Source organism: Streptomyces sp. NPDC048639 (genome assembly GCF_043199075.1).
Classification (GTDB): domain Bacteria; phylum Actinomycetota; class Actinomycetes; order Streptomycetales; family Streptomycetaceae; genus Streptomyces.
Genome location: NZ_JBICVP010000013.1, coordinates 78806 through 101461 on the forward strand (window position 1 = coordinate 78806; position 22656 = coordinate 101461).

Below are 22656 nucleotides of genomic sequence, written 5' to 3' on the forward strand. Positions count from 1 at the left end.
CCCCGCCCGCCCCCCCCCCCCCCCCCCGCCCCGGGGCGGGCCCCCCCCCCCGCCCCCCCCCCCCCCCCCCCCCCCCCCCCCCCCCCCCCCCCCCCCCACGGCCGGTCGGTCGGTCGCTATGCGGTACGCGGGGCGGGGGAGAAGTACGCCTGCGAGCCCGGCAGGAACATCAGCACGACGACCGCGACGGCCACCGCGTCCGGGAGCGAGTGGACCACCTCGTCCCACGCGAAGCCGCTCATGCTCAGGCTGTTCATCAGGAACAACACGCTCAAGCCGGCGCCGACCGTGAGCACGATCCGGGCCCAGTTGCGGCCCGCCCGCATCATCACGGCGACGAAGAGCCACAGCCCCGTGATGACGACCGTCACGGCGCCGGAGACGGCGGCCTGCACCATCGCTGTGTCCTGCCCGTCCGCATCGCGCATCTGCTGCAGTCCCGTGGGCGCGATGACGAACACGTCCAGCACCCACATGACGGCCTGGATGGCCATTGCCGCCACCGACAGCCAGAAGGCCATCTCGACTTCTCTCGGGCGCTCGGACCGTCCTGTTCCTGCGCTGATCATCGTTCTCCCTCTCCACCGGGGCGGTTCGCTCCCGCCGTTGTCACTCGCCGTGACTGCGACCCTGCTCCACGTCTGCTCCGGGAAAGACTGCCAACTGCACTGCCGGGTTCCACATCGCGACGCGATCTTCACGTGCACGCAGCTGAGGTACGGCCGTACGCGTCGGGGCGTGATGGCCGTACCTCACGGACGGTAGAGTCGCCGCCCCAGAGAGGGTTCCTGGAAGGGGATTCCATGGCCGAGCTCCCGGAACCGCGCGTCTTCTCTCCGGTGACCAAGGACGGCTACGTGCTGGAGTTCGAGGACACCTTCGACGGCGACGCCCTGGAGGAGAGCCGCTGGCTGCCGTACTACCTGCCGCACTGGAGCTCCCGCGCGTCGACGGCCGCGCGGTACCGGATCGGGGACGGCACCCTGCGGCTGCTGATCGAGCAGGACCAGCAGCCCTGGTCCCCGGAGTTCGACGGCGGCATCCGCGTCTCCTCCCTGCAGACCGGGCTGTTCTCCGGCCCGGTCGGCAGCAACGTCGGGCAGCTCCGCTTCAAGCCCGGCCTCACCGTGCGGGAGGCGCAGGAGGACGTCCGCCTCTACACGCCGCACCACGGCTTCTACGAGTTCCCCGACGACCCCAGCGCCCCCGCGCCGGCCCGTCCCTACCCCAAGGAGTTCGCGGTCGACTACGTCCGCGGCTACCGGCCTGCGCGACACGACACCTAGGCGGCGGGGCCCGGACGGCCGAGGCCGGTCATCGGAGAGGCGGGCCGGTGCCGCACCGCTCATGGTGCGCCTAGGCGGGGTCGAGGTGGAAGACCTCGGGCGGCCGCCGGTACCACTGGTCGAACGGGTCGTCCGCGACGGTCCGGAAGATCTCCTCGGCGGACGCCTGGAAGGCCTCCTGTGATTCCCACAGGGCGAGGCCGATCAGCCGGTCGCTCTTCTGATCCCGCCAGGCCCCGATCCGGATGAGACCGGGGGAGCCCTGCGCGGCCTCGTCGACCCGGTGCATCGAGGCGAGGAGGCGGGACGCGCGGCTTGAGGGCATGGGTGTCCGGGCGCTCGCCCGAAGGCACGGGTTCCATCGCCGGAACGTGCGGGAGGGGCTGCAGCGCCCCGACAGGTCTGGGGCGGTTCTTCGTCCTGGCCCATGGGGACAGAACGAGGACACGTTCGCGGCCCCTCAGTCGAGACAGAACTCATTGCCCTCGATGTCTTGCATCCCGAGGCACGACTCGTTGACTCCATCGGCAAGCAGCAGTTGCCCGCGTACCGCGCCGAGCGGGACCAGTCGTGCGCACTCGGCCTCAAGTGCGGCCAGGCGCTCCTCACCCACGAGTCCGGTGCCGACCCGCACGTCAAGATGCAGCCGATTCTTGACGACCTTGCCTTCGGGGACGCGCTGGAAGAACAGTCGCGGGCCCACACCTGTGGGATCACTGCAGGCGAACCATGAATCCCGCTCCTCAGGTGGCTGCGAGCGCTGGAAATCCTCCCACGTGGCAAACCCCTTCGGTGGCGGTGGTACGACGTATCCCAACACCTCGCACCAGAACCGAGCGACGCGCTCGGGTTCGGCGCAGTCGAAGGTGACTTGGAACTGCTTGATCGATGCCATCAGCCCTCCCGATCGCGTGCTGTTCACCGAACCCCGGACGTCATCGCCGCGTGGAGAGCAGACGCGACCACCAGGACGCATCGATGTCCACCCCGTCGCCGTGCAATTTGGTGATCCGGTCAAGGCTGGCGAGCCTGCCACATGATCACCCGAGGCTCAATGAATTTTCCACCTGCTGACCGGGGCCGTGCCTGACGTGCCTGGGGGCAGCCGTGCCATCCGACGCGGACGGATGGAGCAGAGCCTCCTGGGAGGCGTACGGACAACACCATCTGCGGTGCGGCCGGCCGCCAGGTGTACGTCAGCAAATGGAGGAGCTGTGTATCCCGCCAAGCCGGCGGATCTCCTCCAGCGGGTATGGCGTCTGCCTGCTCCGGCGCTGGAACTCGCGGTTGAAGTCGGACATCAGCGCGGCGATCGGCGCATGCCGGGCGAGGATCGCCGCGGCCTCCTCCGGGATTCCTGTGGGGCGCTTGCCCTCTGCGTAGGCGCGCACCAGTGCGTAGCGGCCGTCCTGGTCCTCCCTCTGGTATCCGTGCAGAGCGGTGACCAGCCAGTTCACCAGATATGTGGCGGTGTAGCACTGGTCGTAGGTCTGGTGCCGGTCGAAGAAGGCGGCCTCGTCGTGCGACAGCGCGAACCCGGAGGACATGGCGAGGCCGTAGTCCGCGAAGTAGAGGCGCCGCCCGTCGGTCAGGACGTTCTCGAAGTGCGCGTCGAAGTGCAGGAGTCCGCGGCTGTTCATGTACGAGGTGCCGGCTGCCAGTTCTCTCTCCACCATGGCGCAGGCTCGGTTGGCGCTCTCGTCGCCTGCTTCGACCTGGGTGCCCAGCCACTGGTGCAGGTTCTCCGGGATGTACTCCAGGAACAGCGCGACGCTCGCCGAGGACTGTTGAAGAGCCTCGATCCGGCGGCGAACCGACGATCCGCCGCCCCAGTAGGCAACAGCCCGTTCGACGTCGGCCAGTTCCTCGGGCAGTGGCATCGAGTCCGGCAGCACCCTCCAGTGGTACATCAGGGGGAAGCCCTCGTGTTCTGCCGCGAGCACCCAGTTCGTCGTCATGGTGTGCACGGCGAGCTCTCTCCAGGCCCCGAAGCCCGGCCCGCCGATGGTGCCGACGCCGTACTGGCAGAAGACAGGCAGCTCGAACAGATTCGCCGTGGACCGGACGTGCTCAGGCTGCCTCTCCACGTCCGTGAGGGGCACCCGCTTCACGAAGACCGGGGTTCCGGCGACCTCCATGAGGGCCGACTTCCCGCCGATGCCGGATCCGATCGGCACGGCCGTGTCCACGAGTTCGCGCAGGGCGCGATCACTGCGCAGGGCCAGGGATGTGGAGACGGCACCATGGGCGGTCAGACGCGCACCGCGCGACATGTCAGGGCACTTCACTTCGGCCTCCACCTGGGTGCCGACCTCGATTCTGCAATGGCTCCGCAGTCCCGCAATAACTCCGCAGTCCCGCCGAGCGCAACGACGCGTGGCTCCGCGGTTCGGCTTCCGGAGCGGGCAGAGGGCGTCCAGATCCGTGCGTGACGACGACCTGAGCACCCTCCTGACCGCAGCCTATGTGAAGATCGACGACGAAAATGGAGGAACCCGGTGCCTCGGCAGACCGCCGCTGCTCGTGACTCCGAACCCCTCTGTCGTGCTGTGGCTCAGGCTTTCTTCGGGTGCCACTCGGAGGCCCGGTGGCGGGGCGGGTCCGCCGGCCGATCGAGTCGGTCGACTGCACCCTCGATCCAACGGCTACGGCGAGTCACCGTACGGCTACCTCATGACGCGGATCGAGCGCGCGATGGCGCTGTTGCATGGCGGCGATGGCGACCTCGGCGTCACCGCCCACCACCTACAAGCACCACGCGGCGGGTTCGACAGACGGGATTCCGTCGTGCGTGACGAAGGGGAGACCGGACCGATCAGGATTCGAGAAGCGGAGGTCACCGGGCCGCGGCTAGCGTCACGCCATGGACATCACGATGCCATCGCATGCGCCGCGATGAGCTGGGTCACGACCCACGCCGGACGGGCGCGCTTCGCGCCACCCCGGCCGACACCGCCGATGAGGTGGGCAGCGGACCGTTGCTGCGGCCGCGCCGACGAAGTAGAACGAGACGTACTGCTCGGAGCTGGGCAGATCGAGCCAGGCGACACCGACGGAGACCGCGCAGACGGCCCCGCCCAACAGATGGAGACACGATGAGCAAGGCCACGAGGACGGGCCCGCAGTCGCCTGCGTCGCACGTTGCCGACAACCACGATCTGATCCGCGTGCACGGCGCCCGTGAGAACAATCTCAAGGACGTCAGCATCGCGATCCCGAAGCGCCGCCTGACGGTCTTCACCGGCGTCTCCGGCTCGGGCAAGAGCTCCCTGGTGTTCAACACGATCGCCGCGGAGTCGCAGCGGATGATCAACGAGACCTACAGCTCCTTCGTGCAGGGCTTCATGCCGACGCAGGCGCGGCCCGAGGTCGACGTACTCGACGGGCTGACGACCGCGATCATCGTCGACCAGCAGCGCATGGGGGCCGACATCCGCTCCACGGTCGGCACAGCCACCGACGCGAACGCGATGTTGCGCATCCTCTTCAGCAGGCTCGGAAAGCCGCACATCGGCTCGCCCAACGCCTTCTCCTTCAACGTCGCCTCGGTCAAGGCGAGCGGTGCGATGACGGTCGACCGCGGGCCCTCCAAATCCAAGGCCGAGAAGGTGACCTTCAGCCGCACCGGCGGCATGTGCACGCGCTGCGAAGGCCGGGGCACGGTCTCCGACATCGACCTGACCCAGCTCTACGACGATTCCAAGTCGCTCGCCGAGGGCGCGTTCACCATCCCCGGCTGGAAGTCGGACAGCTTCTGGACCGTGCGGGTCTACGCCGAGTCGGGCTTTCTCGACCCGAACAAGCCGATCCGCAAGTTCACCAAGAAGGAGATGCACGACTTCCTCTACCGGGAAGCGACCAAGGTGAAGGTCGAGGGGGTGAACCTCACCTACGAGGGGTTGATCCCCAAGATTCAGAAGTCCTTCCTGTCCAAGGACAAGGAGGCGCTGCAGCCGCACATCCGGGCGTTCGTGGAGCGGGCGGTCACCTTCACGTCCTGCCCCGAGTGCGGTGGCACCCGGCTCAGTGAGGCGGCACGCTCGTCGAAGATCAAGAAGATCAGCATCGCCGACGCCTGCGCGATGCAGATCAGCGACCTGGCCGAGTGGGTCCGCGGCCTCGACGAGCCGTCGGTGGCGCCGCTGCTCACCACGTTGCAGCAGACCCTCGACTCGTTCGTGGGGATCGGCCTCGGCTACCTCTCGCTCGACCGGGCGTCCGGCACGCTGTCGGGCGGCGAGGCGCAGCGCGTCAAGATGATCCGCCACCTCGGCTCGTCACTCACCGACGTCACCTACGTCTTCGACGAGCCCAGCATCGGCCTGCACCCCCATGACATCCAGCGGATGAACGAGCTGCTGCTGCGGCTGCGGGACAAGGGCAACACGGTGCTCGTCGTGGAGCACAAGCCGGAGATGATCGCGATCGCCGACCACGTCGTCGACCTCGGCCCCGGCGCCGGTACGGAGGGCGGCACCGTCTGCTTCGAGGGCACCGTCGAGGGGCTGCGGACCGGCGGCACCATCACCGGCCGCCATCTCGACGACCGGGCCGCCCTCAAGGAGACGGTGCGGAAGCCCACCGGGGCGCTGGAGATCCGCGGCGCGACGACGCACAATCTGCGCGACGTCGACGTGGACATCCCGCTGGGGGCGCTCGTCGTCGTCACTGGCGTCGCCGGCTCGGGCAAAAGCTCGCTCGTGCACGGGTCGCTGGTCAAGAACGCAGATGCCGCCGACGCGGGCGTGGTGGCGATCGACCAGACCGCGATCCGCGGCTCGCGACGGAGCAACCCGGCGACGTACACAGGACTGCTCGAGCCGATCCGGAAGGCGTTCGCGAAGGCCAACGGCGTGAAGCCCGCGCTGTTCAGCGCCAACTCCGAGGGTGCCTGCCCCACCTGCAACGGCGCCGGCGTCATCTACACCGACCTGGCGATGATGGCCGGAGTCGCCACCCCCTGCGAGGAGTGCGAGGGGAAGCGGTTCCAGGCATCGGTGCTGGAATACCACCTCGGCGGCCGCGACATCAGCGAGGTGCTCGCGATGTCGGTGGCCGAGGCCGAGGAGTTCTTCGGCGCCGGGGAGGCGCGCACCCCGGCGGCGCACGCCGTCCTCGACCGGCTCGCCGATGTGGGGCTCGGCTACCTCAGGCTCGGCCAGCCGCTCACCACGCTGTCCGGCGGCGAGCGGCAGCGGCTCAAGCTGGCGACCCACATGGGCGAGAAGGGGGGTGTCTACGTGCTCGACGAGCCGACCACCGGCCTGCACCTCGCCGACGTCGAGCACCTGCTCGGCCTGCTGGACCGGCTCGTCGACTCCGGCAAGTCGGTCATCGTCATCGAGCACCACCAGGCGGTCATGGCGCACGCCGACTGGATCATCGACCTCGGCCCCGGCGCCGGTCACGACGGCGGCCGGGTCGTCTTCGAGGGCACACCCGGCGACCTGGTCGCCGACCGCTCCACCCTCACCGGCGAGCACCTCGCGGACTACATCGGCGCCTGACCGAGCCCCTCGCGAACACCACCGGGGCCCGTTTCCTGTCGCGGGACGCGCGTCAGGCATACGGGCCCCGGCAGTGCGGGTACGGCGGTGCGGGAACGGCCTTCGAGTACAGGGGAACGGCCTTCGAGTACCGCAGTGCGGCCCCCGGCAGTGCGGGCACGGGAGTTCGGGCCCGGACGAGCGGGAGCGAACGGGCGAACTCAGTAGTGCGGCGTGCCGATCGGGCCCTCGTCGCTCAGCAGGTTGGCCAGTGCGGAGTCCGCCACGACGTCCGCGAACGGGCGGTCCTCACCGTCCACCCGTACCGTCCCGCCGACCAGGCGGATGCCGTGGCTGTAGTCGGTGTAGGCCTTCTCGTGGGCGGTGCTGAGCGGCTGGATCGGGACACCGTCCCTTCCGTGCCAGCCGTAGATCGCCACGGAAGAGGGGTGGGATGTCATGCGGTTGCTGACGACCACATCCTTCTTCTGCCCGGCCGTGAGGTCGTGCGGAGCGTCCCCGCGCTGCTCCTCGATGAGCTTCTGGTGCTTGGCGATATAGGCATTGGACCCCATGTCCGGCCCGGCCGGGAGCGGGGACGGAGTGAGCTGGAGCGCGGCCTGCTTCCAGGCGGCGTCCACGACCTTCGTGGTGGGAATCTGCAGACCCCAGGCGTCGGCCAGCCGTTGGGCCGCCACGCACGTCAGGGGTACGCGCAACCAGTCCTCGTCCGAGCCCACGGCGAGGTAGTCGGGCATCACCAGGACGACGGCCGTCTGTGCGCCGGCAGCCTCCGATGCGGTGAGCTCGATCTCGGTGAAGGAGCGCAGGAAATCAGGGAGATTGCCGTTGGCCAGTTCGTCGGCGAAGACCTGGTCGCGCTCGGCGGAGGACAGGCCGTCGGTCGCGGCCAGTACGGCACTTCCGGTCCGCGCGTCCGCGGGGCGGTCGGGTATTCCGTCCGCCGACGCTCGCCTCGCGCTGCCGCCGGCGGAGCGGCCCGGGGCGGGTTCTCCGGCGGTCGCTCTGGTTCCCACGAGTCCCATCGCCCCGGCCGCGCATCCCGCCATCACGGCTTGGACGAAGCGGCGGCGGCCTGGATTACTCGGTGTGCTGATCACGGTCGACCTCCGGTGTACTGCGGCTGCTGGTCACGGCTGCGATACCTGGTGGCGCTCTGCCAGCGGGTGGCTGGGGACGGTGCAGGGCCCTCGTACGGCCTGGTGAACTCTCGTACGAAACCGGGCCCGTACGCATGAGTAAGGACTACCTCCCTACGCAGCGGAGCAGGCCGCATTCGAGAACAGCGCCGTCGGCGCAGTGCGGCAACTGCTCCCGCGCGTACCCGGCGGTCTGTGCCGGATCAGGGTCAACGCGCGGCACTCACCGAGTGCGTCCGCTTCTTCCAGCAGGCCCACAGAACCACGGCCAGGGCCAGGTTGGCGGGGGAGGCGCCGGTGAGGAGGACGCTGCCCACGGAGGAGAGCTGACTGCTGGCCCCCACGTAGGTCCAGTCGGTCGCCATGTCGCTGGCGCGCAGTGCGGCGATGGCGAACAGCCAGGCGGGTTCCTGCCGCCAGCGGAGCGCTGCCGTCGCCTGGAGCAGGGCGAACATGGCCCATGTGGCGCCGGTTCGGGGGAGGAGTCCTTGCGGGTCCACGTAGGGGGCGCCGTGCATGATGTCGAACCACCACGCCGGGGCCGTGAAAGCCGTCAGTGCGAGCCCGAGGTCGAAGGCTGCCAGCGTCCAGAGGAGCGCCGATATCCACCGGGGGCCGGTATCGTTCCGCGCCGCGGCCGGGCTCTGCGGTCCCGGTGTCGCGGATTCGGTACGCCGGGCCTCGGTCCGGGGGTGTGCGATCTCATCCATGGGCCCCAGATGTACACCAATCTCCACTCATACGTCCGTTCCCTTTCGTGCTCGCGGCATGTGGCCGTCGCTCGGGGATCCGCACGGACACGGGCGCGCCGGGAGCCCGGCCGAGGCTTCCTCTCGATGCGGCGTCGGGGGAAGGGAGGCAGTCGGTGGGCCTGGGGATCGGCGACGAGCTCTCCGGACCGGCCACTCCGACGGTCTCGAACCCGGCAACGCCTCGGCGGGCACACCGATCGGTACGGGCCGCCGTAGCTGCGAACGCCTGAACTGCCCCCCATTACGCCCCCGCTGGGACAGCCCCTCGCCGTCGACGAGCACAGCAGCACGTCGTGCCCTACCCGGTCATCGGCGGCGAACCCCGGTGACCGGTGGGCCAGTTGGTGGCGAGGGGCCCCCGCGTCCGGATGCCCGTCTGCGTCCGGACGCCCGTCAGTCGTCGCCCTCCAGGTCGCCCTCCGCCTCCAGGAAGACCTGCCGCAGCGCCTCGAGCACCGCGGGGTCGGGCTTGGCCCACATGCCCCGGGACTCCGCCTCCAGCAGCCGTTCGGCGATGCCGTGGAGCGCCCACGGGTTGGCCTCCTGGAGGAAGGCCCGGTTCTCCGGGTCCAGGACGTACGTCTCGGTGAGCTTGTCGTACATCCAGTCGGCGATGACGTCGGTCGTCGCGTCGTAGCCGAAGAGGTAGTCCACGGTCGCGGCGAGTTCGAAGGCACCCTTGTAGCCGTGGCGGCGCATCGCCTCGATCCAGCGGGGGTTGACCACACGGGCGCGGAAGACGCGCGAGGTCTCCTCGACCAGCGTGCGGGTGCGGACGGTCTCGGGGCGGGTGGAGTCCCCGATGTACGCCTCGGGCGCCGAGCCGCGCAGGGCGCGCACGGCCGCGACCATGCCGCCGTGGTACTGGAAGTAGTCGTCGGAGTCGGCGATGTCGTGTTCGCGCGTGTCCGTGTTCTTCGCCGCCACGGCGATGCGCCGGTACGCGGTCTCCATGTCCTCCCGCGCCGGGCACCCGTCCAGTTCGCGCCCGTAGGCGTAGCCGCCCCACACGGTGTAGACCTCCGCGAGGTCGGCGTCGGTGCGCCAGTCGCGGCTGTCGATGAGCTGGAGGAGGCCGGCGCCGTACGTGCCGGGCCGGGAGCCGAAGATACGGGTGGTGGCGCGGCGTTCGTCGCCGTGCGCGGCGAGGTCGGCCTGCGCGTGCGCGCGGACGAAGTTGGACCCGGCGGGCTCGTCGAGCGACGCCGCCAGCCGTACGGCGTCGTCGAGGAGGCCGATGGTGTGGGGGAACGCGTCGCGGAAGAAGCCCGAGATGCGCAGGGTCACGTCGATCCGCGGGCGGCCGAGCTCGTCGAGGGGGATGGGTTCGAGGCCGGTGACGCGGCGGGACGCGTCATCCCAGACGGGCCGGATGCCGAGCAGGGCGAGCGCTTCGGCGACGTCGTCACCGGAGGTGCGCATCGCGCTGGTGCCCCACAGGGACAGTCCCACGGAGGTGGGCCATTCGCCGTTGTCGCCGCGGTAGCGCTCCAGAAGGGAGTCGGCGAGAGCGACACCGGTCTCCCACGCCAGCCGTGAAGGTACGGCCTTGGGGTCGACGGAGTAGAAGTTGCGCCCGGTCGGCAGCACATTGACCAGACCGCGCAGCGGGGAACCGGAAGGCCCGGCCGGGACGAACCCACCGGCCAAGGCGTGCACGGCGTGGTCGAGTTCGGCGGTCGTGGCGCCCAGCCGCGGGACGACCTCGCGCGCGGCGAAGTCGAGGATGGGGGCCGTGTCCGCAGGGTGCCCGTCGGCGACGCGCTCGACGGCTGCCGGATCCCAGTTCGCGTCCTCCATCGACTGCACCAGCGCGCGCGCCTGTTCCTCGACCGCGTCCGCGGAGGTACGGGTGGCCGCGGACTCGTCCAGGCCAAGGGCCTCCCGCAGTCCGGGCAGGGCCGCCGTACCGCCCCAGATCTGGCGGGCGCGGAGGATGGCGAGAACGAGGTTGACGCGGTCGGGCCCGGTGGGCGCCTGGCCGAGGACATGGAGGCCGTCGCGGATCTGGGCGTCCTTGACCTCGCACAGCCAGCCGTCGACATGGAGGAGGAAGTCGTCGAAGCCGTCGTCGTCCGGGCGGTCGTCGAGGCCGAGGTCGTGGTCGAGCTTGGCGGCCTGGATGAGTGTCCAGATCTGGGCGCGGATCGCGGGCAGCTTCGCCGGGTCCATGGAGGAGATCGCGGCGTACTCGTCGAGGAGTTGCTCCAGGCGCGCGATGTCCCCGTAGGACTCGGCGCGGGCCATGGGCGGTACGAGGTGGTCGACGAGGGTGGCGTGGACGCGGCGCTTGGCCTGCGTGCCCTCGCCCGGGTCATTGACCAGGAACGGGTAGATGAGCGGGATGTCGCCGAGGGCGGCGTCGGGGGCGCAGGCGGAGGACAGGCCGGCGTTCTTGCCCGGCAGCCACTCCAGATTGCCGTGCTTTCCGAGATGGATCATGGCGTCGGCGCCGAAACCGCCGTCGCCCGCGGCGGCCGCGATCCAGCGGTAGGCCGCCAAGTAGTGGTGGGAGGGCGGCAGATCGGGGTCGTGGTAGATGGCGATGGGGTTCTCGCCGAAGCCGCGGGGCGGCTGGATGAGGATGAGCAGATTCTTGCGGCGCAGCGCGGCGAGGACGATGTCGCCCTCCGGATTGCGGCTGCGGTCGACGAACATCTCGCCGGGCGCGGGCCCCCAGTGCTCCTCGACGGACTCCCGCAGTTCGGCGGGGAGCGTGGCGAACCAGCGCCGGTAGTCCGCGGCCGGGATACGGACCGGGTTCCGGGCGAGCTGTTCCTCGGTGAGCCAGTCCTGGTCGTGGCCGCCGGCCTCGATGAGCGCGCGGATCAGCTCGTCGCCGTCGCCGGACTCCAGGCCGGGGACGGGCTCGTCGCCGAAGTCGAAGCCCTCGGTCCGCAGCCGGCGCAGCAGCGCGACGGCGCTGGCGGGGGTGTCGAGCCCGACCGCGTTGCCGATGCGGGAGTGCTTGGTCGGGTACGCGGAGAGGACCAGGGCCAGTCGCTTGTCGGCGGCGGGGATGTGGCGCAGCCGGGCATGACGGACGGCGATCCCGGCGACACGGGCGGCCCGTTCGGGATCCGCGATGTACGCGGGGAGACCGTCCTGGTCGATCTCCTTGAAGGAGAACGGCACGGTGATGAGCCGGCCGTCGAACTCCGGTACGGCGATCTGGCTGGCGGCGTCGAGCGGTGAGACACCTTCGTCGTTGTCCTCCCAGTCGCCGCGCGAGCCGGTCAGGCACAGCGCCTGCAGGATGGGGACGTCCAGGCCGGTCAGCGCCCCGGCGTCCCAGCTCTCGTCGTCACCGCCCGCCGACGCCTCGGCGGGCCGGGTGCCGCCGGCCGCCAGGACGGTGGTGACGATGGCGTCCGCGCCGCGGAGCGCGTCGATGAGGTCGGGTTCGGGGGCGCGGAGGGAAGCCACGTACAGGGGCAGCGGCCGGCCGCCGGCGTCCTCGATCGCACCGCAGAGGGTGTCGACGAAGGCGGTGTTGCCGCTCATGTGGTGGGCGCGGTAGTAGAGCACCGCGATGCACGGGCCCTCGGCGTCGGCACGCGCGGTGCGCTCCAGCGGGCCCCAGGTCGGCGCGGGTGCGGGCGGCTCGAAGCCGTGCCCGGTGAGCAGCACGGTGTCGGAGAGGAACCGGGCGAGCTGGTCGAGGTTGGCCGGGCCGCCGTGGGCCAGGTACGCGTGGGCCTCCGCGGCGATCCCCACCGGGACGGTGGAGGCCTCCATCAACTGGGCGTCGGGGGCCTGTTCGCCGGTGAGGACGACCACCGGGCGGCCGCTGCCGCGCAGTTGGTCCAGGCCTTCCTGCCAGGCGCGGACGCCGCCGAGGAGACGTACGACCACCAGGTCGACGCCGTCCAGCAGAGCGGGGAGCTCGTCGAGGCCGAGTCGCGAGGGATTGGCGTAGCGGTAGGGCACGGGCCCGTTCGCCGCACGGGCGCTGAGCAGGTCGGTGTCGGACGTCGACAGGAGCAGGATCATGCGGCGTCTGGCCTTCCTCGGGGTGTCCGCGCCCCGGGCGGTGTCTGACGGCGGGAGTTCCTGGCTCATCCGGCTGTCACCGGATTCACAGTGGCGGGACCGCGCCGGATTCTCACCGGGCTTCCTCCCCTGTCGCCGTCGATGGCGATGGCAGGCCGGCCGGCCCGCCGGGATCATAGTAAGGGCGGGCCGGTGGATGCGGGGCATACGGCCGATGTGCCGATGGGTATGCTCGCCGCCATGCCCTCCCCCTCCGCACCGCTCCCACCTGCGCGGAACCGTGACGACGCGTGCCCCGGTGCGCTCCGTCTCCACTCCGCGGACGATGGGGCGCTGGCGCGGGTGCGCATACCCGCGGGGGTGTTGGACGTCGATCAGGCGGGTGTTCTCGCCGACGTCGCCGAGCGGCTCGGTGACGGTGAGCTGCACCTGACCTCGCGCGGCAATGTGCAGATGCGCGGGCTCGGCGACGGCTGCGGGAGCGAACTCGCGGAACTCCTCGACGCCGCGGGACTTCTGCCCTCGCGCCGGCACGAGCGGGTGCGCAACATCGTGGCCTCACCCCTGTCGGGCCTCGACCGTACGGGCCGGCGCGATGTGCAGCCCTGGGCCCGGGGGCTGGACGGCCTGGTGTGCGTGAGCGGGACCGCCGCCGACCTGTCCGGAAGGTTCCTCTTCGCCGTCGACGACGGCCGCGGCGACGTCGCGGGGCTCGGCGCCGATGTGACGATCGTCGCAGAGGCGGAAGGACCGTACGCCGCCGTGCACATGGGAGGCTCACCGGCGGTCCGCGTGCCGGGCGATGACGCGCCGCGTGCCGCCCTCGCCGCGGCCGAGACCTTCGTCACCTCGGTGCGGGAGCGCGGCATCCGCGCCTGGCGGATCCGCGAACTGCCCGACGGCGGCGAGGCGTTGGCCCGCGATCTGCTCCGGTCTCTCGTGACGGAGGGCGTGGCCGCCGCCCCGGCCGGTGCGGTCCTGCCCCACGGCTCCGAAGGGCCCGAGCCCGGCTTGATCGAGGGACCCGACGGCGCCCGAGCGGTGTCGGTCCTGGCCCCGCTCGGCAGACTCACGGTCGCACAGTGGCGGCTGCTGGCGGCCGTCGCCGGCCATGACGGCCGCGGTGAACTGCGCCTCACCCCTTGGCGGGGAGTGGTCGTGCCCGGGCTTCCCCGTGCGTCGGCACCCCGCCGCCTCGATGACCTCCGGGCCGCAGGTCTGGTCACCGACCCCGGGTCGCCCTGGCTCGGGGTCGGTGCGTGCACGGGGCGGCCCGGATGCGCCAAGTCCCTGGCGGACGTACGGGCCGACGCCGAGGCGGCCCTGCTGCCCGCACCCGGCGGACTCCCCGTGTACTGGTCCGGCTGCGAACGCCGCTGCGGCCACCCCCGCGGGGAGTGGGTGGACGTCCTGGCGACCGGCGACGGCTACGACATCTCCTTCGGCGGCCTACGGCAACACCCGGCCGTCACCCACCCTTCCGACCTCGCCTCCGCGGTAGCGGCGGCGCGGACCACACCACCCAGGCAGTGACGAGAGAGAGCACCGTGTTCGACTACGAGAAGGACGGCGCGGCGATCTACCGCCAGTCCTTTGCCACCATCCGTGCGGAGGCGGACCTCGCGGGCCTGCCCGCCGAGGTGAGCCAGGTCGCCGTCAGGATGATCCACGCCTGCGGCATGGTCGATCTGGTCCGCGATCTGCTCTACACACCCGACGCGGTGCTCGCCGCGCGGAAGGCCCTGCGGGCCGGTGCCCCCATCCTGTGCGATGTGGCCATGGTCGCCAGCGGCGTCACCCGCAAGCGGCTGCCGGCGGACAACGACGTGGTGTGCACGCTCTCCGACCCCGCCGTGCCCGGACTGGCCAAGACCCTGGGCACCACACGCACCGCCGCCGCGCTGGAGTTGTGGGGTGACCGCCTGGACGGCGCGGTCGTGGCCGTCGGCAATGCGCCGACCGCGCTCTTCCGGCTGCTGGAGATGATCGAGGACGGCGCCCCGCGCCCCGCCGCCGTCATCGGTGTGCCGGTCGGGTTCGTCGGCGCGGCCGAGTCCAAGGACGCGCTCGCCGCGCACTCCTCGGGTCTGGAGCACCTGGTGGTGCGCGGACGCCGCGGGGGCAGCGCCATCGCGGCGGCGGCGCTCAACGCGATCGCGAGTGAGGACGAGTGAACGAGCAGAGGACCGGACGGCTCTACGGCGTCGGGCTCGGCCCCGGCGACCCGTCGCTGATGACCGTACGAGCCGTGGAGGTCATCGCCGAGGCCGAGGTGATCGCCTACCACAGCGCCCGGCACGGGCGTTCCATCGCCCGCTCCATCGCCGCCCGGCACATCCGTGCGGACCACATCGAGGAAGCGCTGGTCTACCCGGTCACCACGGAGACCACCGACCATCCGGGCGGCTACCGGGGCGCGTTGGACGAGTTCTACGCCGTCGCCGCCGCCCGGCTGGCCGCGCACCTCGACGCGGGCCGCACCGTCGCCGTGCTCGCGGAGGGCGACCCGCTCTTCTACGGCTCGTACATGCACATGCACAAGCGTCTCGCCGACCGCTACCCGACCGAGGTGATCCCCGGCGTCACGTCGGTGAGCGCCGCGGCGGCACGGCTCGGAACCCCGCTCGCCGAGGGCGAGGAGGTCCTCACCATCCTTCCCGGCACCCTGCCCGAGGAGGAGCTGACCGCGCGCCTGGCGTCGACGGACGCGGCCGTGGTCATGAAGCTCGGCCGGACCTTCCCTCGCGTACGGCGGGCGATGGAGAGCTCGGGGCGGCTGGCGGAGGCACGCTACGTCGAGCGGGCCACCATGGCGGGGGAACGCACCGGTCGACTGGCCGACACCGACCCGGAGTCCGTGCCGTACTTCTCGGTTGCGGTGCTGCCCAGCCGGATCGGCGCACCGGCGGGGCCCGACCACACCGCCACAGCAGCGGACGCCGACGCGGGCTCCGGCTCGGACACAGGCACCGGCACCGGCACCGGCGAGGTCGTGGTGGTCGGCACCGGACCTGCCGGGCCGCTCTGGCTCACGCCCGAGACGCGGGGAGCCCTGGCCTCCGCGGAGGACCTCGTCGGCTACACCACCTACCTGGAGCGGGTGCCCGTACGCCCGGGTCAGCGCCGTCACGGCTCGGACAACAAGGTGGAGTCCGAGCGGGCCGAGTTCGCGCTGGAACTCGCCCGGCGCGGGCGCCGGGTCGCCGTGGTCTCCGGAGGCGACCCTGGGGTGTTCGCGATGGCCACCGCCGTCCTGGAGGCGGCCGCGCAGGAGGCGTACCGGGAGGTGCCGGTCCGGGTGCTGCCCGGGGTGACCGCGGCCAACGCCGCCGCCGCGAAGGCGGGCGCCCCGCTCGGTCACGACTACGCGGCGCTCTCCCTCTCCGACCGGCTCAAGCCGTGGGAGGTCATCGCCGAGCGCCTGCACGCCGCCGCGGCCGCCGACTTGGTGCTCGCCCTCTACAACCCCGGTTCCCGCAGCCGCACATGGCAGGTCGGCAAGGCCAGGGAACTGCTGCTGGAGCACCGCGCACCCGACACCCCGGTCGTCCTGGCCCGGGATGTCGGCGGGCCGGAGGAGAGCGTACGGATCGTGCGACTGGCCGATCTCGACCCGTCCGCGGTCGACATGCGCACCATCCTGCTCGTGGGTTCCTCGCAGACCCGGGTGGTGCGGCGCGGGGACGGTCAGGAAGTCGTCTGGACCCCGCGCCGCTATCCGGAGACCTGACCCCGGCCCGCTCCCGTACGGCGGGGGAGGGAGTCGATCCAGGCCAGGGCCTCGTGCGGTGTCGCGGCGACCGGTACCCCCTCGGGCACCGGCGGCCGCCGCACCACGACGACCGGGACGCCCGCTTCGCGGGCAGCGGCCAGCTTGGGCGCGGTCGCCTCGCCGCCGCTGTCCTTGGTGACGAGGACGTCGATGCGGTGGCGGCGCAGCAGTTCGCGTTCGCCGTCGAGCGTGAACGGCCCGCGGTCCAGCAGGACTTCCATGGCGGCGGGGTGCGGGGCCTCCGGGGCGTCCACGGACCGTACGAGGAACCACAACGCGTCCAGGTCCGCGAAGGCGGCGAGCCCCATCCGCCCTGTGGTGAGGAACACCCGCCGCCCCAGGGAGGGCAGGAGCGCGGCCGACTCGGCCAGGGAACCGGCCGGGTGCCAGAGGTCGCCGTCGCCGGGGACCCAGCCGGGGCGGCGGAGGGCTAGCAGGGGAACATGGGCATCCGCGGCCGCCGAGGCCGCGTGGAAACTGATCGTGCCGGCGAAGGGATGTGTGGCGTCGATGAGCGCGTCCACCCGGTGCTCGTGCAGCCATTGCGCGAGTCCGTCCGCGCCGCCGAATCCGCCGATGCGCACCTGCCCCGGCGGCAGCACCGGCCGGGCCACGCGTCCCGCGAGCGACGTCGTGACGCGCAGCCCGGAGTGGGGGCCATCCGCGGTGCGGCCGTCGAGCGTCTCGGCGAGACGGCGGGCCTCCGTCGTGCCGCCGAGGACCAGCACATGGCGTATCGCGTGCGTGAGCACCATGAGGGCCTTTCATGGCTGAGTCGGGTACGAGCGGACCGCGGGCCGCGGGCGGGCGCAGCGCCCAACTCAAGCACACCGGGCTGCGACCCGGGTGGACGACCGGGGCGTGCGCGACCGCGGCCGCCACCGCCGCGTACACCGCCCTGCTGACCGGCGACTTCCCCGACCCCGTGACGATCACCCTGCCGAAGGGCCAAACCCCGGCGTTAGCCCTGGCTGCCGAGGAGTTGGGGGACGGGCGTGCCATGGCCGCGGTCGTGAAGGACGCGGGCGACGGTGCCGCCGTGAGGTGTCCATCTCGCTGCGTAAAGTGTTGGCTCGTATGCCCGTCTGTGATGGCTACGCGCACACTGACGGTTCCCGTTCGACCCGAAGGACTGAGCCGTGCCCGACCGACCTGAGATTGTCTGCATCTGCGGCTCTACCCGGTTCGTGCACGAGATGAGCGCGGCGAACCGTGATCTGACCTTCGCAGGTGTCATCGTCGTCGCGCCAGGCGTCTTCCTGCGCGCCGAGGATCACGATGCAGACGAGTTGATCACCAATGAGCAGAAGACCGCGTTGGACGCCCTCCACCTGCGCAAGATCGACCTGGCTGACCGGATTCTGGTCGTCAACCCAGGCGGGTATGTCGGCGAGTCCACGAGCAGGGAGATCACATACGCCCACGCCACCGGCAAGCCGATCTCGTTCACCGATCCCGTCTGACCAGTAGACGCTTCGTGGTGCCCGCGGGCAACGAGTCTCGGTCAGCCTCCGAGCGTGTTGCCAGGGGGTCTTCGAAGTCGTCGGGCGCAGCCTGTGCTTGTGTCGCGTGAGGTGTTTTCTGATGAGGCGTGATCCGTGCTCGGGCCTCTGTTTCCCGCTGTGGAGGCTACGAGCCGTCCGCGGGTAGACCGACGGTGGTCGAGGCGACGGCGTGGCGGTTCCGCACCGGGGCGCCGTGGCGTGATCTGCCCGAGCGATTCGGGAACTGGAACACGATCTACAAGAGCATCGACCGCTGGTCGAAGGCAGGGTCTGGGCGCGCGTCCTCGAGCAGGTCCAGGCGATGGCTTACCAGGGCGGCGACGTCGACTGGATCGCGTCGATCGACTCCACGATCGTGCGTGTCCGCCAGCACGGCGCGACCCTGCACAGGGGGCACAACATGGCCTAGCAGCTGTGCCGCTCGCGTTCCGCCGAGTACAGATGACTGTCGCGGAACTGCTCCGCAGCCAGCGTTCGGCCGACCATGATGACGGCGGTGCGCACGATGCCCGCCTCCTTCACCTGGCCCGCGATGTCGTCGAGGGTTCCCCGCAGCAGCAGTTCGTCGGGGCGGCTGGCCATGGCCACCACCGCGGCCGGGCAGTCCGCGCCGTAGTGCGGCAGCAGCTCGTCGACCACCCGGTCCACGTACCTGGCCGCGAGATGGAGCACCAGCAGGGCCCCACTGCGCCCGAGCGTGGCGAGATCCTCGCCCTCCGGCATGGGGGTGGCCTGCTGCGCGACGCGCGTGAGGATCACCGTCTGGCCCACGGTCGGAACGGTCAACTCCCGCTTCAGCGCGGCAGCGGCGGCGGCGAAGGCGGGCACGCCGGGCACGACCTCGTACGGTACGCCGGCCGCGTCCAGGCGCCGCATCTGCTCGGCGACCGCGCTGAAGACCGAGGGGTCGCCGGAGTGCAGCCGTGCCACGTCGTGCCCCTCCGCGTGGGCGCGCACCAGTTCCTCGGTGATCGCGTCGAGCGTCAGATGCGCCGTGTCGACCAGCCGTGCGTCCTGCGGGCAGTTGTCGAGCAGTTCGCGCGGCACCAGGCTCCCCGCGTACAGGCAGACCCGGCAGGAGGCGAGCGTACGTGCGCCGCGCACCGTGATCAGGTCGGCGGCACCGGGCCCGGCGCCGATGAAGTACACGGTCATCTCTGGTCTCCTGCCTGAGTGCCGGCGGTGTTCTTGCGGACGGACCACTGGGTGACGGGCATGGCCTGGCGCCAGCCGGTGAAGCCGCCCACGGGTACGGCGTGCGCGACCGACAGCCGTACCAGGTCGCCGCCGTGGCGGCGGTGCCATCCCCCGAGCAGGGCCTCGGACTCCAGCGTGACGGTGTTGGCGACGAGACGGCCGCCCGGGGGAAGCGCGTCCCAGCATGCGTCGAGCAGGCCCGGGGCGGTGAGCCCGCCGCCGATGAACACGGCGTCGGGAGCGGGCAGTCCGGCCAGAGCGTCGGGCGCGGCTCCGGTGACGACGCGCAGCGCCGGAACGCCCAGCGCGCCGGCATTGCGGGCGATGCGCTCCGCCCGTACCGGGTCGCGTTCGACACTGATCGCGGCGCACGAGCGGTGGGTGCGCATCCATTCGACGGCGATGGAGCCGGAGCCGCCGCCGATGTCCCAGAGGAGTTCACCGGGAGCGGGGGCGAGGGCGCCGAGCGTCGCGGCGCGCACATGCCGCTTGGTGAGCTGCCCGTCGTGGGCGTACGCCTCGTCGGGCAGACCCGGAACCGCGCCCAGGCGCAGGGCTTCCGGGGCGAGACGGCAGTCGACCGCGACGATGTTGAGCGGGTCGCCGGGCGGCTCGGCCCATGTGTCTGCGATGCCCTCGACGCACCGCTCCTGCTCGCTGCCGAGCTGCTCCAGTACACGCATCCGGCTGGGGCCGAACCCGCGCTCCCGCAGCTGGGCGGCGACATCACCGGGGCCATCGGAACCGGCGCTGAGGACGAGCAGCCGGCGGCGGTCGTGGAGCGCCGCCGCCAGGTTCGCGGTGGGGCGTCCGACGAGGGTCACGGTCTCGGTGTCCTCCAGCGGCCAGCCCAGGCGCGCACAGGCGTACGCCACGGACGAGGGATGCGGCAGCACCCGGAGCGCCCCGGCGCCCAGCACCTCGGTGAGCGCCCGCCCGATCCCGTAGAACATGGGGTCCCCGCTGGCCAGGACGCACACTCGGCGTCCGGCGTGCGCGGCGAGCAGCCCGGGGACGGCGGGACGCAGGGGCGAGGGCCAGGCCACGCGCTCGCCGCTGCACTCCTCGGGGAGGAGGCCCAGTTGGCGTGCTCCGCCGATGAGAGTCTCCGCACTCCGCAGGGCCTCCTGCGACGGCGCGGGGAGCCCGCTCCATCCGTCGGCGCCGATGCCGACGACGGTCACGACGGGTTCGGGTGCGGGGCTCACGACGGGATTCCTCGGGGACGGGAAGGGGATGCGGAACGGAACTCTACCTTCGGTGTTCCGCCGTTCGGGGCGGAGGGGAAGCGCATCCGACTGCTCCGACCTGCGCAGGAGGAGGGGGCTGCGCTGTGGCACAGAGCTCAGGCGCAGGTGGTCCGTTCGCCGTCGAACTGCTTCAGGGCCACGGCTGCGCTGCGGACCACCCGACGTCCCCAACCGGGTCACTCCCTTTCGGGGGAATGTGCAGCCGTCGCGTTCCACTGTCGCCAGCCGGTGATAGGAGGACTTGCGTATCCGCGGCAGAAGGTGGTGGGGACCAGGTGCGCACCCGTTCCTTCACGCCTTCCGGGCAGGACCGAGCCCGTGCCCGTCACAGGGACGACGCCGCCCGGCGGGTGTCTCCCGCGCTCCGCCTGGCGGCGGCGTACGCGTGGCGGCTCATCGTCGTGGGTGTCGCGGTGTACGCCCTCTTCGCCGGGCTCGGACGATTCCATCTCGTCGCGGTGGCGGTCTTCCTGGGCCTCGTGCTCACCGCCCTGCTACGGCCCGTGGCCGATCTGCTGAGCCGCCGGCTGCCCCGCCCGGCGGCCGTTGCCATCGGCATGCTGGGCAGCCTGCTGCTGTTCCTGGCCGTGCTGTACCTGGTCGGGGAGGGCGTGGCGGGGGAGTGGCCGACGCTGCGGCGCGAGTTCGGCGGAGGCGTGGCGAGGATCGAACGATGGCTGGAAAGCCCGCCGTTCCGGGTGCGGCCCGATGCGCTCTCGGACCTCCAGGAGCGGATCGGGCGGTTCCTGTCCAGCCACCGGACGACGGTGATCAGCACCGCGCTCACAGGTGCGGACCGGGCCGTGGAGGTCCTGACGGCGGCCGCGCTCGCGCTTTTCTGCTCGGTCTTCTTCATTCATTCCGGCGACCGGATGTGGCGATGGTTCCGCGGCCAGCTGCCGCTGCGGCTCCGGCGCCCGGTGGAGCGGGCGGGGACCGCCGCGTGGACCGCGTTCACCGGGTACACGCGCGGCATCGTGCTGGTCGCTGCGACCAACGCCGTACTCGTCGGCATCGCGCTGTTCGTGCTCGGTGTGCCTCTCGCCATGCCGCTCGCACTGCTGGAGTTCTTCGCCGCTTTCGTTCCGCTCATCGGGTCTCCCGTGGCGCTGGCGGTGGCGGCGGTGGTCGCCCTGGCGACGCAGGGTCCCTGGATCGCCGCGATCGTGGTGCTTCTCATCGTGGTGATCGGGCAGATCGAGGGGCACGTGCTGCACCCGCTCGTGATGAGCTGGGCAGTGCGTCTGCACCCCGTGGTCGTGGCCCTCTCGGTGGTGTCCGGCAGTATCGCGGCGGGCGTGCTGGGCGCGGTCGTCGCCGTACCGCTGGTGTCGGTGGTGTGGGCGGTGTACGGCGTGCTCCGCAAGCCCCCGCCCCCGCCCCCGCCCTGACCGGACTACCTGGCTTCCCGGCGACGTCCGTGAAATCCCCGCCACGGCCTCACCGCGCTGCCGGACACCGTGGCGCTCAACACGAGCATCCCGTCAAGGAGGCCGCCGCGGGGCACCGCGGGACGTCGTCGACGCCGCCCTGGTCCGGCAGTTGTACGAGATCGAGGCCGATGTGCTGCACGCCCGTCGACGGTGCCCCGGCGGTCGTCCCCGCCGTGAACCCGGTGCGGGCCGCCACGCCCCCGGCCGCTCCGGCCGCCCCTGTCGCCCCGGAGTGACCTCGCCCCCTCGCTATGGTTGCATTACTTGCGCAATATTGAAAGTGTCGCGAGTGTGCCGGTGATGCGGAGTGCGAGGGGTGACTGGTGTTCGCTGAAGTGGGTCCACTGGGGCTGATCACCGTGGCCGTCCTGGCCTTCCTCCTCTTCGGTCCGGAGAGGCTGCCGGAGGCCGTGCGGAAGGTGCTGGGACTCCTGCGCGCGGTGCGAGAGTACTCCGACAGCGCCAAGGAGCAGATTCGTTCCGAACTGGGGCCGGACTTCAAGGACTTCGAGTTCGAGGACCTGAATCCGAGGGCTCTTGTGCGCAAGCACCTGCGGGAAGGCGACCGCCTCGGACTCGACGAGATCCGCGGCGCCCTCGACCCGAGGGCCGAGGTGGCTGAGATCACCGGAGTCGTACGTGATGCGGCGGACGGCGGCGCATCGGCGACGTCTCCGGCGCCTGGTGTGACCCTGACGAAGAGCGGCCCGGCGGGGGCGGAGGGCGAGCCGGCCGGGGTGTCGGCGCGCCCGCCGTTCGACCCGGACGCCACCTGACCCGGTGCCGCTCGCGTGCTCTCCGGGGCGGACTCGCGGTTCTGTG

18 protein-coding genes, 2 pseudogenes and 1 riboswitch are annotated in these 22656 nt (G+C 71.4%); of the genes and pseudogenes, 10 read left to right on the forward strand and 10 right to left on the reverse strand.

Annotation, left to right across the window (positions count from 1 at the left end):
• Positions 1-116: 116 nt before the first annotated feature.
• Positions 117-569, reverse strand: a complete 453-nt coding sequence (locus ACGFNH_RS29620) for a hypothetical protein (RefSeq protein WP_393658945.1) — start codon at positions 567-569, stop codon at positions 117-119.
• Positions 570-803: 234 nt separating this feature from the next.
• Between ACGFNH_RS29620 and ACGFNH_RS29625 the strand changes: the two genes are divergently transcribed.
• Positions 804-1286 (forward strand): hypothetical protein, encoded by a 483-nt coding sequence (locus tag ACGFNH_RS29625; RefSeq protein WP_393658947.1) that lies wholly within the window; start codon positions 804-806, stop codon positions 1284-1286.
• A 70-nt stretch (positions 1287-1356) separates the two neighbouring features.
• On the opposite strand, the gene ACGFNH_RS29630 is transcribed toward ACGFNH_RS29625, so the two are convergent.
• From ACGFNH_RS29630 to ACGFNH_RS29640, 3 genes are all read right to left on the reverse strand, one after another.
• On the reverse strand, positions 1357-1611 hold the full coding sequence (locus tag ACGFNH_RS29630; protein ID WP_393658949.1) for a hypothetical protein: 255 nt from the start codon (positions 1609-1611) through the stop codon (positions 1357-1359).
• A 135-nt stretch (positions 1612-1746) separates the two neighbouring features.
• Entirely contained in the window at positions 1747-2181 is a 435-nt protein-coding gene (locus tag ACGFNH_RS29635) for a VOC family protein (RefSeq protein ID WP_393658951.1), read from the reverse strand.
• 301 nt (positions 2182-2482) lie between these two features.
• Positions 2483-3559: a protein kinase family protein gene (locus ACGFNH_RS29640; protein ID WP_393658953.1), complete on the reverse strand. Its 1077-nt coding sequence runs from the start codon at positions 3557-3559 to the stop codon at positions 2483-2485.
• Positions 3560-4381: 822 nt separating this feature from the next.
• On the opposite strand from ACGFNH_RS29640, the gene ACGFNH_RS29645 reads away from it, so the two are divergent.
• The gene (locus ACGFNH_RS29645) at positions 4382-6793 is read left to right on the forward strand and encodes an ATP-binding cassette domain-containing protein (RefSeq protein ID WP_393658955.1); all 2412 of its coding nucleotides are present in this window, start codon (positions 4382-4384) and stop codon (positions 6791-6793) included.
• A gap of 200 nt (positions 6794-6993) precedes the next feature.
• On the opposite strand, the gene ACGFNH_RS29650 is transcribed toward ACGFNH_RS29645, so the two are convergent.
• From ACGFNH_RS29650 to cobN, 3 genes are all read right to left on the reverse strand, one after another.
• Positions 6994-7893 (reverse strand): hypothetical protein, encoded by a 900-nt coding sequence (locus ACGFNH_RS29650; RefSeq protein WP_393658957.1) that lies wholly within the window; start codon positions 7891-7893, stop codon positions 6994-6996.
• A gap of 248 nt (positions 7894-8141) precedes the next feature.
• Complete coding sequence (locus ACGFNH_RS29655; RefSeq protein WP_393658959.1) at positions 8142-8642, reverse strand: hypothetical protein; 501 nt, start codon at positions 8640-8642, stop codon at positions 8142-8144.
• Positions 8643-9077: 435 nt separating this feature from the next.
• Positions 9078-12677, reverse strand: a complete 3600-nt coding sequence (gene cobN / locus ACGFNH_RS29660) for a cobaltochelatase subunit CobN (RefSeq protein ID WP_393658961.1) — start codon at positions 12675-12677, stop codon at positions 9078-9080.
• Between the two features lie 33 nt (positions 12678-12710).
• A riboswitch (cobalamin riboswitch) is annotated at positions 12711-12862 on the reverse strand.
• 55 nt (positions 12863-12917) lie between these two features.
• Between cobN and cobG the strand changes: the two genes are divergently transcribed.
• The 3 genes from cobG to cobJ are packed head-to-tail and all read left to right on the forward strand — an operon-like array spanning position 12918 to position 16407.
• Complete coding sequence (gene cobG / locus ACGFNH_RS29665; RefSeq protein ID WP_393658963.1) at positions 12918-14210, forward strand: precorrin-3B synthase; 1293 nt, start codon at positions 12918-12920, stop codon at positions 14208-14210.
• Between the two features lie 14 nt (positions 14211-14224).
• Positions 14225-14851, forward strand: coding sequence for a precorrin-8X methylmutase (locus ACGFNH_RS29670; RefSeq protein ID WP_393659205.1), 627 nt, complete (start codon positions 14225-14227; stop codon positions 14849-14851).
• 59 nt (positions 14852-14910) lie between these two features.
• Positions 14911-16407: a precorrin-3B C(17)-methyltransferase gene (cobJ, locus tag ACGFNH_RS29675; RefSeq protein ID WP_393659207.1), complete on the forward strand. Its 1497-nt coding sequence runs from the start codon at positions 14911-14913 to the stop codon at positions 16405-16407.
• Here the strand turns inward: cobJ and ACGFNH_RS29680 are convergent.
• Positions 16392-17204 (reverse strand): cobalt-precorrin-6A reductase, encoded by an 813-nt coding sequence (locus tag ACGFNH_RS29680; RefSeq protein ID WP_393658965.1) that lies wholly within the window; start codon positions 17202-17204, stop codon positions 16392-16394. The genes cobJ and ACGFNH_RS29680 overlap by 16 nt on opposite strands.
• 11 nt (positions 17205-17215) lie before the next feature.
• On the opposite strand from ACGFNH_RS29680, the pseudogene ACGFNH_RS29685 reads away from it, so the two are divergent.
• From ACGFNH_RS29685 to ACGFNH_RS29695, 3 genes and pseudogenes are all read left to right on the forward strand, one after another.
• Positions 17216-17506 (forward strand): annotated as a pseudogene (locus ACGFNH_RS29685) (cobalt-precorrin-5B (C(1))-methyltransferase); the annotation flags it as partial.
• Positions 17507-17588: 82 nt separating this feature from the next.
• Entirely contained in the window at positions 17589-17912 is a 324-nt protein-coding gene (locus ACGFNH_RS29690) for a hypothetical protein (RefSeq protein ID WP_393658967.1), read from the forward strand.
• Between the two features lie 128 nt (positions 17913-18040).
• Positions 18041-18211: pseudogene (locus ACGFNH_RS29695) on the forward strand (transposase); the annotation flags it as partial.
• Positions 18212-18359: 148 nt separating this feature from the next.
• On the opposite strand, the gene cobM reads toward ACGFNH_RS29695, so the two are convergent.
• Both cobM and cbiE read right to left on the reverse strand, forming a co-directional pair.
• Positions 18360-19109, reverse strand: a complete 750-nt coding sequence (gene cobM, locus ACGFNH_RS29700) for a precorrin-4 C(11)-methyltransferase (protein ID WP_393658969.1) — start codon at positions 19107-19109, stop codon at positions 18360-18362.
• The gene (gene cbiE / locus ACGFNH_RS29705; protein ID WP_393658971.1) at positions 19106-20359 is read right to left on the reverse strand and encodes a precorrin-6y C5,15-methyltransferase (decarboxylating) subunit CbiE; all 1254 of its coding nucleotides are present in this window, start codon (positions 20357-20359) and stop codon (positions 19106-19108) included. The genes cobM and cbiE overlap by 4 nt, the downstream gene beginning before the upstream one ends.
• Before the next feature lie 392 nt (positions 20360-20751).
• On the opposite strand from cbiE, the gene ACGFNH_RS29710 reads away from it, so the two are divergent.
• Together ACGFNH_RS29710 and ACGFNH_RS29715 are read left to right on the forward strand one after the other, a co-directional pair.
• Complete coding sequence (locus ACGFNH_RS29710) at positions 20752-21792, forward strand: AI-2E family transporter (RefSeq protein WP_393659209.1); 1041 nt, start codon at positions 20752-20754, stop codon at positions 21790-21792.
• A 365-nt stretch (positions 21793-22157) separates the two neighbouring features.
• Entirely contained in the window at positions 22158-22610 is a 453-nt protein-coding gene (locus ACGFNH_RS29715; RefSeq protein WP_393658973.1) for a Sec-independent protein translocase subunit TatB, read from the forward strand.
• The last annotated feature ends 46 nt before the right edge of the window (positions 22611-22656 follow it).

Bases quoted from the DNA above. Each gene is read 5' to 3' on its own strand.
- ACGFNH_RS29620 (WP_393658945.1), bottom strand. From the start codon at position 569: ATGATCAGCGCAGGAACAGGACGGTCCGAGCGCCCGAGAGAAGTCGAG.
- cobJ (WP_393659207.1), top strand. From the start codon at position 14,911: ATGACCGTACGAGCCGTGGAGGTCATCGCCGAGGCCGAGGTGATCGCC.
- ACGFNH_RS29645 (WP_393658955.1), top strand. From the start codon at position 4,382: ATGAGCAAGGCCACGAGGACGGGCCCGCAGTCGCCTGCGTCGCACGTT.
- cobN (WP_393658961.1), bottom strand. From the start codon at position 12,677: ATGATCCTGCTCCTGTCGACGTCCGACACCGACCTGCTCAGCGCCCGT.
- ACGFNH_RS29655 (WP_393658959.1), bottom strand. From the start codon at position 8,642: ATGGATGAGATCGCACACCCCCGGACCGAGGCCCGGCGTACCGAATCC.
- cobM (WP_393658969.1), bottom strand. From the start codon at position 19,109: ATGACCGTGTACTTCATCGGCGCCGGGCCCGGTGCCGCCGACCTGATC.
- cobG (WP_393658963.1), top strand. From the start codon at position 12,918: ATGCCCTCCCCCTCCGCACCGCTCCCACCTGCGCGGAACCGTGACGAC.
- ACGFNH_RS29640 (WP_393658953.1), bottom strand. From the start codon at position 3,559: ATGTCGCGCGGTGCGCGTCTGACCGCCCATGGTGCCGTCTCCACATCC.
- ACGFNH_RS29635 (WP_393658951.1), bottom strand. From the start codon at position 2,181: ATGGCATCGATCAAGCAGTTCCAAGTCACCTTCGACTGCGCCGAACCC.
- ACGFNH_RS29680 (WP_393658965.1), bottom strand. From the start codon at position 17,204: ATGGTGCTCACGCACGCGATACGCCATGTGCTGGTCCTCGGCGGCACG.
- ACGFNH_RS29630 (WP_393658949.1), bottom strand. From the start codon at position 1,611: ATGCCCTCAAGCCGCGCGTCCCGCCTCCTCGCCTCGATGCACCGGGTC.
- ACGFNH_RS29625 (WP_393658947.1), top strand. From the start codon at position 804: ATGGCCGAGCTCCCGGAACCGCGCGTCTTCTCTCCGGTGACCAAGGAC.